Origin of the sequence: Mycobacteroides abscessus ATCC 19977 (assembly GCF_000069185.1) — a bacterium.
GTDB classification, from domain to species: Bacteria; Actinomycetota; Actinomycetes; order Mycobacteriales; family Mycobacteriaceae; genus Mycobacterium; species Mycobacterium abscessus.
On sequence record NC_010397.1, the window covers coordinates 429499 to 441719 of the forward strand.

Here is a 12221-nt window from a genome sequence, read left to right on the forward strand (position 1 = left end):
TTCCGTGGTCGACATCACGGGCCTGACTGTCGATTTCGAGGTGGACAAGCAGTGGGTTCCGGCCGTCAAGGGTGTCTCGTTGTCGGTCGCCAAGGGTGAGGTGCTGGCGATCGTCGGTGAATCCGGGTCGGGGAAATCGACTACCGCCATGGCCATCCCGGCCTTGTTGCCGCCCAGCGCGCGCGTTCGCGGCAGCGTGAAGCTCAACGGTGCCGAGCTGCTCGGAGCCACCAACGACGAGTTGCGCGCTGTGCGCGGCAAGGACGTCGCCGTCATCTTCCAGGAGCCGATGACGGCGCTGAATCCGGTGTACACCATCGGTTGGCAGATCGCCGAAGCCGTTTGTGCACATAAGAAGATGTCGCGCAGGCAGGCGCGCGACCGGGCCGTTGAATTGCTTGATCTGGTCGACATGCCCGAGCCGGCTAAGCGGGTCAAGCATTACCCGCACCAGCTTTCCGGCGGGCAGCGGCAGCGTGCCATGATTGCGCAGGCCCTCGCGTTAGATCCCGGGCTGCTCATCGCCGATGAGCCGACCACCGCTCTCGATGTGACCGTGCAGGCCGAAATACTGGATCTCATGCGTGATCTGCGCCATCGTATCGACGCCGGCATCATCCTGATCACCCACGACATGGGCGTGGTGGCCGATATGGCCGACCGGATCATGGTGATGAAGGACGGTGAGGTCGTTGAGCAGGGCGATGCCGAGGGTATTTTCCATCGGGCTCAGCAGCCGTACACCCGGCAGCTGCTGGCCTCGGTGCCGCACCTGGGCGCCACCTTGCATGGTCGCGACGAAAGCAACCCACCACCAACAGATCTGGCGCTGAGTGTGGAACACGCGGTCATCGAATATCCGGGAAAGAGTGGGAGCTTCCGGGCTGTCGATGATGTGTCGTTCACCATCGGTAGGGGTGAGGTGGTGGGCCTCGTTGGTGAGTCAGGGTCCGGAAAGTCCACTATCGGCCGGGCGGCGGTAGGTCTACTGAGGGTGGCATCCGGAACTATTTGTGTTGCTGGACAGGATATTTCGACTGCCAACCGCAAGCAGCTGCGAGATATTCGGAGCAAGGTGGGGGTGGTCTTCCAGGATCCCGGATCCTCGCTGAACCCGCGATGGCCGATCGGCCAGTCGATTGCCGAACCATTGACCCTGCACACCGATATGGATCGCACCCAACGAGAGGGCAGGGTCAAGACGCTGTTGGAGCAGGTGCAGTTGCCGGCCGCTATGCGAAACCGCTTCCCCCATCAGCTCTCGGGTGGGCAGCGCCAGCGTGTCGGCATCGCGCGGGCGCTGGCGCTGGAGCCAACGCTGTTGATCGCGGACGAGCCGACCTCCGCGCTGGATGTATCGGTGCAGGCGACGGTACTCGACTTGTTTGCCGAGCTGCAGCGCGAGCACGGGTTCGCCTGCCTGTTCATCAGTCACGACTTGGCGGTAGTCGAGTTGGTGGCGAGCCGTATCGCAGTGCTCAACCGCGGCCGGCTTGCCGAATTCGGCTCGGATACACAGGTATTGACCGCGCCCAAGGACGACTACACCAAGCGCCTGTTGGCGGCCGTGCCAGTGCCGGATCCGGAGCAGCAGCGGATCCGGCGCGAGGAGCGCCAGGCACTGCGCTGAGCATGTGAGTACTGTTTATCGATCATGACTGACCCACTCGCACCATTGGCTTCCCTGCCGGGAGTGCCCGAAGCCGCCGAAGCCGCCCGCGACGCGTTGACCAAGGTACATCGTCACCGCGCCAATCTGCGTGGCTGGCCGGTGACCGCGGCGGAGGCAGCGGTACGCGCCGCCAGGTCTTCGTCGGCACTCGATGGCGGCACGATGAAGCTCAGCGCCGATGGGGCGGTGGAAGATCCGATACTCGCCGGCGCGTTACGGGTGGGTCAGGCGCTCGATGGTGACGCGCTGACTCAGCTGGCCGCGGTATGGTCACGCGCGCCACTGCAGGCGCTGGCGCGGTTACATGTGTTGGCAGCCACCGGCATGGCAGATGAGGACACCCTCGGGCGGCCTCGCCCCGGCGCAGACACCGATCGGCTGGAACTGCTGGCGCAGCTGATCTCGGGGGGGACCTCGGTGCCCGCGCCGATTCTCGCGGCGGTGACGCATGGTGAACTCTTGGCGCTGAACCCATTTGGATCTGCCGATGGTGTTGTCGCGCGTGCCGCGTCCCGATTGGTGACGGTGTCGCGGGGTCTTGATCCGCATGCGCTCGGCGTGCCCGAAGTGATGTGGATGCGTCAGTCCGGGCGCTACCGGGAGCTGTCCTCCGCCTTCGCCCAAGGCACACCCGAAGCCATCACCGCGTGGATTGTCTTCTGCTGTCAGGCATTAACTGCAGGTGCGGCCGAAGCGACATCGATCGCCGATACCGCAGCCGGCTGATTCGAACTCGGCTGGGCCGGACATAAAAACGGGCGACGGTCCGAGTGAATCGGCCCGCCGCCCGTTAGCACGGATCCTCCGGTTACCAAGCGTGCAATGTGGGTTGTGTGGGTGGCCTCGGCGCTTTCACGACGCATCTAACTCGGACTTCACCCAAGAAGTCTGATGAGTTTTCTCTCTTCGCGATTACGCAGGCCCACAACGCTTCTGCCCTTGTCGCGGCGTGCTCCGCGTGGGTGCCGTGGTCCGTGCTGGGACTCCCGCTTCGGGAGATCGGTCCTTCTCTTCCGGATCGACCTTGGCCTCGTCGGGCTTCCGTACCTACTTTCTACACTGAGCGGACGGTCACATCAAGGGGCAATTCTCAAGGTCATTACATTGTTACCTGCGCGCCAAAAGTGACACGTGTGCACTACTACGGACGTAGCTTGCGAATCAGTGAATAGGTAAGCGCCCCAGCAGCTATCGCACTCAGGCCGACGGCCGCCGTGGTGGCGGCCGCGGCGCCGGAGGGAACGGGTATCCGATCGCCGAGCGATACGGGTCGTGAGAATGTCAGCACTGGCCAGCCGCGTGCCATGGATTCCTTGCGCAGCGCGCGATCTGGGTTCACGGCTGTCGGGTGACCGACAGATTCGAGCATCGGTAGATCGGTGATCGAATCGGAGTAGGCGTAGCAGTGCTCCAGCGGATACCCCTCGCGCTTGGCGAGTTCCTGGATCGCGGCTACCTTCCCTTCTCCGTAACAGTAGAAGGCGACATCGCCGGTGTACTTGCCGTCCTCGACGACCATGCGCGTGGCCATGGCGTGGGTGGCTCCGAGGGCGCGCGCGATGGGCGCGACGATCTCTTCGCCCGAGGCGGAGACCACCACGACGTCGCGGCCGCAGAGCTTGTGATCGGCGATCAGATCGGCGGCCTCGGCGAACACCAAGGGGTCGACGATGTCGTGCAGTGTCTCGGCCACGATCGCCTTCACTTGTTCCACATCCCAGCCTGTGCACATGTTGGTGATGTGTGTGCGCATCCGATCCATCTGGTCGTGGTCGGCGCCGGACAGCAAGAAGAAGAACTGTGCATAGCTCGATTTCAGGACCGCGCGTCTGTTGATCAGGCCTTGATCGAAGAACGGCTTGCTGAAGGCGAGGGTGCTCGACTTGGCGATCACGGTCTTGTCTAGGTCGAAGAAGGCCGCTGTTTTGGGGGCCGGTCCGGCGCTCGCGGGTTGTGTGCTGGCCGCGGCGTCCCGGTCTTCAATCGAAGGGGAGGACCCGGGTGCCGTTGCGTGATCGGTCACAGGTCGAGGATAGATCTAGCCGCCTGTGTCGTCGTGTCCATCTGGAAAGTCGCAGCTCAGCCGGGGTGGTCTGGTAACGCGGCGGTGCCAGAAGAAGGCTTGCCTTTCTTTCCCTTTTTTCAGCCGATTGGTCTTGCCACCCTCACCCGGTTCGTGTGTATAGTGGGGTTACTCGGCTATGCCGAGTGTGTCTCAGCCCGACCCCCCGGGGCTGATGCACGACGACCCTCGCCTCCTCCCCCCCTGGCGAGGGTCGTCCTCTTTTCTGGGGACGTTCATCACCGATTTTTGCGGTCACCTCAGATCTATCCACAGAGTTGTCTCCATCCCCAATCTCGATATGACCTCTGGCTCGTCGGCGGCGCAACGCCGATGGTGGAGTTGTGGAGGCAAACACCGGGCAGCCGATCGTCGTCGCCGTCGGTGATCGGCAGCTGAGCAATGAGATCGAACGAATCGTCGCCGCGGCCGGTAAGCCGTTGGTCCTCGCTACCGATGCCGGTTCCATCAGCAGGCAGGCATGGACCCGGGCGGGCGCGGTGGTTCTTGATGGTGCCGATACGTCGATGGCTGCACTTGCTCAGTTGCCGCGGCGTAGCCGGGTCCTGCTGATCTGCAGAGACGAGCCGACCAACGAGGTATGGCGCCGGGCGGTCGAGGTGGGTGCCGAGCAGGTGCTTGCCTTGCCGGAGGATGAGGCCACACTTGTTGCTGCTTTGTCGGCGATGCCCTCCACCGCCTCGGCGGGCCGTGCTCCAGTGATTGTCGTAGTAGGGGGATGCGGTGGGGCGGGTGCTTCTGTCTTGTGTGCGGCGATCGGTCTTCGCGCCCCGAGTGGGGCAATGATCGTGGATGCCGACCCCTATGGCGGCGGTATGGATCTGCTGCTCGGCTGGGAGGACATTCCGGGTCTGCGCTGGCCGGACGTAGATATGCGCGGCGGCAGGGTGAGCTTCGATGCCCTTCGCCGTGCGTTACCGCACCGGCGCGGACTTGTTGTCTTATCCGGGGATAGGACAGGCGGCGGGGGCAACGTTGAGACGATTGCGGGGGTAATCGACAGCGCGCGTGAGGCCGGAGTTGCGGTCGTCGTGGATCTCCCGCGGCGTCTAGGGGCAAGCGGTGTGGCAGCGCTGGAACGCGCCGACCTGGTGGTGGTCGTGACCACCGCTGAGGTACGTGCGTGTGCAGCGTCGGCACTTGTGGCGCGTGCGGTGCGGACCACCAATCCGAATGTCGGTGTTGTGGTGCGTGGTCCGGCCCCTAGTGGGTTGCGTGCACCAGAGGTCGCCGAAATCGTCGGAGTTCCGCTCATAGCGGCGATGCGGCCGGAACCAAATCTGGCCAGTCGCCTGGACAAAGGCGGCCTGCGACTGTCACGCCGCTCACCCTTGGCGGCCGCCGCGCAGTCCGTGTTGTCGCTGGTGTCGCAGGATGGGAAGGCGTCGGCGGCATGACCGGATCATTGATCGATCGGGTACGTGAGCGCCTTGCCGCGGACAACGTGGCGCTGCGCCCCACCGCGGTCGCGGCCGCGATACGCGCCGAATCCGGTGGAGTGCTTGGTGATAGCGATGTGTTGCACAACATAAAAGAACTGCAGAGTGAGCTGTCCGGTGCGGGCATTCTGGAACCATTGTTGTGCGCCGACGACACAACGGACGTGTTGGTCACCGCGCCGGATCGTGTCTGGGTCGATGACGGCCACGGATTGCGTCTCACCGCGGTGCGCTTCACCGACGAGGCCGCGGTACGCCGACTGGCACAGCGATTGGCGCTCGCGGTGGGACGCCGTCTCGACGACGCGCAGCCTTTTGTCGACGGGCAGCTGCTGGACGTGGGTCCGCCGCGCTCGGTGGTGCGCCTTCACGCGGTGCTCGCCCCCATCGCCGCAGCTGGCACATGTATCTCGCTACGTGTGTTGCGCCCCATGGCCAAAGGCCTGGACCAGCTGATCGCCGACGGCACCGTCCCCGAGGATGCCGGCAGATTACTGCGCGGGATGCTGGCGGCCCGGCTGGCCTTTCTTGTCACGGGCGGCACGGGCGCGGGCAAGACTACGTTGTTGTCCGCGCTACTCGGGGCGGTCGACCCGACCGAGCGCATTATCTGTGCCGAGGATGCCGCAGAGCTCGCGCCGCGTCACCCGCATGTGGTCAGCCTGGCCGCGCGCGCTGTCAACATCGAGGGTGTTGGCGAGGTGACGTTGCGTCAGTTGGTGCGTCAGGCATTGCGGATGCGTCCGGACCGAATTGTGGTGGGTGAGGTGCGTGGTGCCGAGGTGGTTGAGCTGCTCACCGCACTCAACACCGGCCACGACGGTGGCGCGGGCACCGTTCACGCGAACGCCCCCGCGGAGGTGCCGGCGCGGTTGGAGGCCCTCGGAGCGCTCGGTGGGCTCGACCGCGCCGCACTGCACTCGCAGTTCGCCGCGGCCATTTTATCTGTAACAGATGCCAGGGTGTGTATGACTGTCACCGACGTGACCTATCGGGTCGGCAAGGACCGTTGTTCACATGGTTATCTGTAGTGGTGTTACTAGTGGTAACGGCCGTTTATCAGTTGGCGTGATGAAGTGTTGAGTATCTATGTATTTCAGGGTTTTTGAGCACATGCCGCCAGCGGAAGTACGTTTGTGGCGGTCATTTGATTCGGCCGCCGACTTCAATCCGGTGTGGTGGTGCGGTCAGACGTACACGAGTGCGGGCTGCCGGGATCTTCGGTACTCACTGATTCTGTGATGGGTGGCGCGCATTGATCATTGAGGTCGGGCCACAGCATCGGTTGCCGGATTTGGGACTGGGGTGCCGCTGTTTGTTCGGCCAGTCTAGTTTTGGGCAGTTCGAGGAGTCGGCGGCATTGGTTGTTGCGGTGAGCGGTTAGCGGTGTGCTGCGCTGCTGTCGGCAGATGCGGGAGCATCGGTTGCGGTTTGTGCGTAGGGCCCGCCGATGAGGAGGTTTCGTGTGTTTGCGAGGTGGAGGTTGTACTGCGACGACAGTTCGTATGCCTCTCGTAAAGTTGCGGGGTCGAATCCGGCCCGCGCTAGCAGGACAGTCCTGAGTACCCAGGGTATCGAGTAGCTCAGCGCGATGAGCACATCGTGGAACTGGTCTAGGGTTTCACTGTGTGGCTCAGTTCCCTGATGAGCCAATATGTTTCGTATATCCTTTACTGCAGCTGGCCAGTCGTTGAACGCCCCGACGATACCGGGGATGATGCTTTGAGCTTCAGCGACGAAGTCCGCCATTCTGGATCGATACGTGGGTTTGTTGATGAAACTGAAGCTGTCATTCATGGCTTGGCCGAATTCGGTGAGATCTGCTGGCGATAGCGGCTCTCGGCCGGTTCGGTCTATCTGGCGGACTTTTTCCAAGGCGGCTTTGCGTGCTGCGCGGCGGGCCTGTTGCATGTCGCTGCGCGAAAGGGCCGGAATCCTACTGTCTGCGTCGTAGATTCGCTGATGGAGGCCTTCTGCGATCGCTGCCAGGGCGAGTACTTCTGTTTGGATGGCGACACCGGGCAGCCGGTCGATGGCCGCGGTGTCCAGGCCGTCGGTGATTCGCTGGAAGTCGATCCAGGCGGCGTATTGCTGCGGGCTGATGAGCCGGGCGGGTAGAAGTTCATGGGATCGTGCCGTTGGCGCTGATTCTCTTCGGTGCACCGCCATCCATGGTGACTTTTCGGTGCGGCGAACTCGAAGCTGAATCGCACCAGTGGGGTTATGCGTTGCAAGCGAGACCAGGCTAGCCACAGGAGAAAGCACCTGCCAGTCCAGTTCTCTGATCGTTTGGGGCTCCGCTGGCGTGTAATGAAACGTGAGTTGGTCACCGTCGGTCTCCAGGATCAGAGTTCCGCCGCACTGGGCCTGTGCCTGACCGCCGGTGGTGCCCCACCAATTCGCGCCGGCAATCTGGAATCGACAGTCCTGGTATGTCTGTCGATCTCCCTCGACATGCTCGCCGACAAGGACGTGACGAGTCGAACGGAACTGCTGGCGATACTTCCAGTCATAGAAGCTGCCAGCATGCTTCTTTCCGCCTTGCGCGCCAACGATTGACACCGCAGTTCCATCCTCCAGCACGCCGTGGATGTCCCGGGGCTCAAAATCGGCCACCGAATCTTCGGGATCGCCCGTATAGGAGATTGTTGTGCCCCCGTGTTCGGATATCGTCACCCGGTTCGAACGCTCATCAAAGATGCGGCCCAGGATCTCCAGAATCGGACTATCGGTGAGCATCAACTCTCCTGGCACCCGACGATGGGGTGTATCTGCCTGCCAGAAAGTGCCCTTCACGGGTTGGATCTGGTCTGCTGCGCTCATGCGGTCTCCATTCCGTGGGCCGAATGGGTCTCGACACTAGCCGAAGCTGTCAACGAAAACCTGGTATCCAGCGCGCGCACGTCGCGGCGGCTGCTCGGCAGAGAAACTGGGGAACACCATGTCCTGCAACTGCTTTGTCAGTCCTCGTGCAGGAGTGCGCCAACGGTGACCTCGAGTGCCGCGGCGATGTCGAAGAGCCGTTCGTAGAGCAGCCCGCGCCGACCATGCTCGACATCGATCAGCACATTGCGGGTCACCCCCGAACGAAGGGCCAGCTGCTCTTGCGTCATGTCCTGAGAGGTACGGATCTGCCGAATGCGAGCACCCACCGTCTGCCGAATACGATTCCATGCCACCACACGCTCGGGATCGTTCTGACTCGGTCGCGTGGGCACGCACCCAAGTAATGAGGCGCCCGTACCAAAAGTCTGCCCTACTAGTAGTACATTGCTGCATCGTGTTCGAAACTGATTCTGACTTTGATCCCGATGAGACGGTGTCCACGCTTGCCCTGGATGTCATTGATGAGCTGCGCATGAAAATGCTCGAATGCCTCCTGGTATTGCACACCTTGCCTGATGAGGCTGATCTGAATTTCACGGATTTAGCCAACGACATCTTGGCCGCGCACCGCGGCAGCCTGGAGGCCTACCAGGCGGCCAGCATCGTGCATCAGGGCGCCGAACTCGATGAGCGGTGGGGCAACAGTTTGTCGAGGCCGAAGGCTATTTTTGCACGGCACAACGCCGCGGTACGGCGCGGTGCCGTGCAAGTGGCGCCGCTGCCGGCGTTATGCGATCGGCTAGAGCGTCACCTGTATCAGCTGCCGCGACCCGACCGGACCCAGACAGTGGCTGGGCAGCGTCCCAAATGCGCGGCCGTGGTCAAGACAACGGGCCAGGACTGCACCAACTCGGCGATCTACCTTGGTTCGGGAATGTTTGGCGCACATTGTTATTCGCACGCCACTGCTGCCGAGCGTGAGCAGTATCGGGATCACCACGAGCGAAACGACGCCCTGCAGGCCCGCTCCCACACCGACCTGCGCAACCTGCAGCGCGCGGTCGGCCAGAAGATCGCTGCTCACTGGATTGCTACCCGCGAGCAACGCGTGCAATGGATCAACGATATCGTGCTCAACTGAATAGCTATCCCAATGCTGCTGGCCTGCAGCCACTTCGGGCAGCAGCGGGCACGCCCCTAGCGATCTGGCTAACGTGGTCGAGCCCGGATAAGCAGTGGCGGGAAGGCCCTGGCCGAGCCTTCCCGCCACTGTAGGGTTTGTTAGCGCTTGGGCAGCGCCAACAAATTGTTAGTCCACACACCGTCGGCGTAGGTACGCAGATACTTCGGACCGGACGCGGGCGTCACGATGCCCACATCGACCCGATTACCCGCGGCGTCCTCCACGTAGACCTTGCCGTGCTGGGTTTCCATCCAGGCAATGATCTCCGCGCGAGAGTTGTCGCCGGTATCACCGCTGGACGGATCGGTCCACCACAAGCGCACGATGTGCTGATGAGAGTTGCCACCGGACAAGCGGATGGCAGTAATACGAATAGACACTTTTGTAAGGCCTTTCTATCGATGAGGGTTTTCTCGTCAGAAGGCGGGCCGTACACTGATGTCTGTAGGACGGGTTGCGCAGCGGCCCGCGGCGGGGCAGGTATTGACGTACCTGTCCCGCCATTTTGGTCTCTCTAGTCGGTGTTCTCCTCACTGTCGTCGCCGGAATCGTCACCGTCGGCAGCCGAGGCCGCCGGCGGAGTCTGAGGATGCGCCGCGCTGTACTCGGTAAGTAGATCGAGGACCTTGAAGAAGAACTCGCGGTCTTCGCCGACCAGCGTGATCGGGTTGACATCAACGAGCAGCTGCAAGGTGCCACCGGTCTGTAGCCGCACGTTCACCGCAGGGTTCGCCGTCGGCGGGGGCGCCGGCGGTACGACAGGGGTTGCCGGCGCCTTCTTGCGGGGCTTGGCCCTGGCCTTGGCCCGCGCCTGCCCGGGCGCACCCGACCCGGACCGGGTGTTCGGGAAATGCTGGCTCAGCGCTATCCCCGCTTCGCGCGAGGCATGCAAAAAGAATGTCACCGATTTGCGCAGCGTATCTGCGCCCACAATGCCGTAACCGTTACGGAAACTGTCGTTGAGCTGCTGCTCAGTGCCATTTTGGGCCGAGACCGCCAACTGCGGCTGGTAGTACGTCTGAACCAGCTCGCGCAGCAGTTGCTTGCGTTCCTCGCCAGAGGCGGTTACCAACGCGTTGAATGTCGCATTGACGGTGTTGTCGTCATTGATGAGATTGAACGACCGCAACGCCGTCACGAGATTGGCCTGATCGGTGCCCGACTTACTGCTCATCAGCGACCGGTCGATTACCGGTGGCAGACCCGGACCGGACAGCTCGTCGATGAACCGCCAGAAGGTCTGAAATGCCATATAGGGAGGCTTAAAACCACTCACCTCGTCGACGCCTGCCATAACGGTCTCCTACTTGCCATAGTGAGGCTGGCCTGTTTCTGTTGTGGACAGTACGCTGCCGCAGGCGCTTGCGGCAAGGCATGCCATAAAGATTTTTCTTTACCAGCCTTGTGGCAGGGATCAGGCTAGAGGTGTGGAGATACATGAGGGAACGCCGGTGGAGGTGACGACGGCCGGTGGCGATCAGGTGTCGATGGTCGCGCTCACCGCCGTGGTGGCGGGCCGGGACATGCCCGTGATCTGGGTGGCTACAATCGACGAATACAAGCGTAAAGGTAGTGCAGCACACCGCATTCCGTGGCCCGCGCAGTACGTGCGCGTGCCCACCTCGGCGTCGACGCGGGATCGCTAAAACGAGCCCACACCCCCCTGTGGATGCGTGCGGAACCGCCCTATGGGGACAGCTCGGCACCCAGTTCAGATGCAGTAACCGCAAAGCAAATGGTGCGCAGATTCTTACGCATCTGCCACAAGACGATAGGGACGGCAGATGTTGGGTATGTGGCCAGTGATGCTGACGGTACGCAGGAGAACGAAGATGTCGAGACATCCTCACACCGCCGCCGCGAGGAAGGTATGCCGCCTTGCCCTACACGGAACACCGGGCAGCGATCCGGTGCACCGCGAGCCTTTTGTCGGGGCCGGCGGGTATTCCTGCTGCAGACCCACGCAACGCCCGGGGCCGCTCCGAAGCAGTGCGGCCGGGCCGGCATCAACCACACCACCGCGACACACCCCATTCACCTCACCAATCACACCGGAATCAGACACCACAATAGGAACATCCGTTCGAGTTGCTGCGCGGCAAGAATTTTCTGGGCGTGACAGCGGAAGAAAGACGCGAAACACGTTTGTGTATAAAGATTTTGACGCATTACACATGTATAATTTTTGTATGACTAAGGGTTTGATAAGGCTGCCCGACACACCGTCCAGATACGTGATGTTGTAGGAATAACCGTGCAACATTTCTTGCATGCTTCAGGAGTTGGTCGAGCGGCTGGTAGCGCAGCATCGCGTTGCGCTGGCGCTGCTGCACGGCGAGATTCAAGTGGCCTTCGAGGAAGCCGCCGCAGCACTGGCCGCACGGTTTCCCGATCTGCGGCAGGTCCATGGCGGGGTGTTCAGCGGACACCTGCGTGCAGTGCTGCTGGCCATGAACGGGGTCGACAGGCTCACCCGGCGGGGAGAATCGACACGCAAAGTGCCCGAGGGCGCCTCCTGCGGCCCGCAGTCCACCTTGCGTATGTCCATGGGCCTGAACTCGTCGGTGCGGCTGGGCGACCCGTCGATGATGTGGACACGGGTGCGCAAGCTCACCCCGCAGATCGTCGAGACGCTGGCCTCGCTGACACCTCAACCGATGCCCGCGCCGAAGGCGGGCGCGCAGATGACCTTGGATGCCGGCCAGCAGGATCGGGTGTTTGGGCCCGAGGGCATCGGGGAGCAGTACGAGCTGGTGCTGTATTGGTGGCCGCGGGCCGATCTGTCGGGAGTGGAGAACGCGATCCTGGCGGCGGTGGCCGATCTAGGGGTGTCCGGAGAAGAACGGATTTTGGCTTTCGCCCCGCTGCCGGCGGCCGTGCGGCCCGAGAGGGTTTCGGATGTGGACACCGGCGAGGACTACGAGCCAGCCGGCGACTACGAACAGTTCCTGCCCAAGAAGTCTTCCGATACTGGGGATCCGGGAGCGTAGGCAGTGATGTCGGGGTACATGCCGGGGG

At 62.5% G+C, this 12221-nt stretch carries 13 protein-coding genes; 7 read left to right on the forward strand and 6 right to left on the reverse strand.

The window, feature by feature from the left end; genetic code table 11:
- Positions 1-4: 4 nt before the first annotated feature.
- Both MAB_RS02320 and MAB_RS02325 read left to right on the forward strand, forming a co-directional pair.
- On the forward strand, positions 5-1630 hold the full coding sequence (locus MAB_RS02320) for an ABC transporter ATP-binding protein (protein WP_005113016.1): 1626 nt from the start codon (positions 5-7) through the stop codon (positions 1628-1630).
- Between the two features lie 24 nt (positions 1631-1654).
- Positions 1655-2398, forward strand: coding sequence for a Fic family protein (locus MAB_RS02325; protein WP_012296309.1), 744 nt, complete (start codon positions 1655-1657; stop codon positions 2396-2398).
- Positions 2399-2813: 415 nt separating this feature from the next.
- Here MAB_RS02325 and MAB_RS02330 read toward each other — a convergent pair whose 3' ends face one another.
- Positions 2814-3695 carry an HAD-IB family hydrolase gene (locus MAB_RS02330; RefSeq protein WP_005083519.1) on the reverse strand — a complete coding sequence of 294 codons (882 nt, stop codon included), beginning with the start codon at positions 3693-3695 and terminating at the stop codon, positions 2814-2816.
- A gap of 383 nt (positions 3696-4078) precedes the next feature.
- On the opposite strand from MAB_RS02330, the gene ssd reads away from it, so the two are divergent.
- Positions 4079-5152, forward strand: coding sequence for a septum site-determining protein Ssd (ssd, locus tag MAB_RS02335; protein WP_005113018.1), 1074 nt, complete (start codon positions 4079-4081; stop codon positions 5150-5152).
- The gene (locus tag MAB_RS02340) at positions 5149-6225 is read left to right on the forward strand and encodes a TadA family conjugal transfer-associated ATPase (protein ID WP_005113019.1); all 1077 of its coding nucleotides are present in this window, start codon (positions 5149-5151) and stop codon (positions 6223-6225) included. Before ssd ends, MAB_RS02340 begins: the two co-directional genes overlap by 4 nt.
- 349 nt (positions 6226-6574) lie before the next feature.
- On the opposite strand, the gene MAB_RS02345 is transcribed toward MAB_RS02340, so the two are convergent.
- Together MAB_RS02345 and MAB_RS02350 are read right to left on the reverse strand one after the other, a co-directional pair.
- A complete protein-coding gene (locus tag MAB_RS02345) occupies positions 6575-8017 on the reverse strand; it encodes an ApeA N-terminal domain 1-containing protein (protein ID WP_005113881.1) in 1443 nt (480 codons plus the stop codon).
- A gap of 137 nt (positions 8018-8154) precedes the next feature.
- Entirely contained in the window at positions 8155-8412 is a 258-nt protein-coding gene (locus tag MAB_RS02350; protein ID WP_005117920.1) for a helix-turn-helix domain-containing protein, read from the reverse strand.
- Positions 8413-8474: 62 nt separating this feature from the next.
- Between MAB_RS02350 and MAB_RS02355 the strand changes: the two genes are divergently transcribed.
- Positions 8475-9161 (forward strand): hypothetical protein, encoded by a 687-nt coding sequence (locus tag MAB_RS02355; RefSeq protein ID WP_005113024.1) that lies wholly within the window; start codon positions 8475-8477, stop codon positions 9159-9161.
- Positions 9162-9301: 140 nt separating this feature from the next.
- On the opposite strand, the gene MAB_RS02360 is transcribed toward MAB_RS02355, so the two are convergent.
- Both MAB_RS02360 and MAB_RS02365 read right to left on the reverse strand, forming a co-directional pair.
- Positions 9302-9583: a DUF3892 domain-containing protein gene (locus MAB_RS02360; protein ID WP_005113025.1), complete on the reverse strand. Its 282-nt coding sequence runs from the start codon at positions 9581-9583 to the stop codon at positions 9302-9304.
- A 134-nt stretch (positions 9584-9717) separates the two neighbouring features.
- A complete protein-coding gene (locus MAB_RS02365) occupies positions 9718-10497 on the reverse strand; it encodes a hypothetical protein (RefSeq protein WP_005113027.1) in 780 nt (259 codons plus the stop codon).
- A gap of 157 nt (positions 10498-10654) precedes the next feature.
- On the opposite strand from MAB_RS02365, the gene MAB_RS02370 reads away from it, so the two are divergent.
- The gene (locus MAB_RS02370; protein WP_005113885.1) at positions 10655-10849 is read left to right on the forward strand and encodes a hypothetical protein; all 195 of its coding nucleotides are present in this window, start codon (positions 10655-10657) and stop codon (positions 10847-10849) included.
- 200 nt (positions 10850-11049) lie between these two features.
- On the opposite strand, the gene MAB_RS25450 is transcribed toward MAB_RS02370, so the two are convergent.
- The gene (locus MAB_RS25450) at positions 11050-11271 is read right to left on the reverse strand and encodes a hypothetical protein (RefSeq protein WP_005113031.1); all 222 of its coding nucleotides are present in this window, start codon (positions 11269-11271) and stop codon (positions 11050-11052) included.
- A gap of 202 nt (positions 11272-11473) precedes the next feature.
- On the opposite strand from MAB_RS25450, the gene MAB_RS02375 reads away from it, so the two are divergent.
- Positions 11474-12193 carry a hypothetical protein gene (locus tag MAB_RS02375; protein WP_005113033.1) on the forward strand — a complete coding sequence of 240 codons (720 nt, stop codon included), beginning with the start codon at positions 11474-11476 and terminating at the stop codon, positions 12191-12193.
- The last annotated feature ends 28 nt before the right edge of the window (positions 12194-12221 follow it).